Origin of the sequence: Aliirhizobium wenxiniae (assembly GCF_019511445.1) — a bacterium.
GTDB classification, from domain to species: Bacteria; Pseudomonadota; Alphaproteobacteria; order Rhizobiales; family Rhizobiaceae; genus Neorhizobium; species Neorhizobium wenxiniae_A.
This window is the reverse complement of record NZ_JAEUAN010000126.1, coordinates 1-255: the sequence shown is the minus strand read 5'-3', so window position 1 is coordinate 255 and position 255 is coordinate 1. Positions and strand designations below refer to the sequence as shown.

Sequence of the window (255 nt, the reverse complement as noted above, 5' to 3'; positions counted from 1 at the left end):
GCGAACATGCGCACGTGCGAGCCGATCCAGTCCGGCAGGGTCTGGGTCCAGGTGGCTTCTGCAAAGGCATAGCTTGATGCGCCGAGCACGCCGACAAAGATCTCCGCCTCGCGGATCTCGCCGGTCTCGCGATCGACGATAGGCAGCTTCTTGCCGGAATAATCGACGAACACCTTGTCGCCAGCAATGTGGACCTGCCGCATCGTGGGCGTCAGACGCCGCTCAAAGCCGCGGAACAGGTCGCAGAACCGACTG

General features: G+C 62.7%; 1 pseudogene. It reads right to left on the bottom strand.

The annotated features are described in order from the left end of the window. Positions 1 to 255: pseudogene (locus tag JNB91_RS30585) on the bottom strand (IS21 family transposase); the annotation flags it as partial.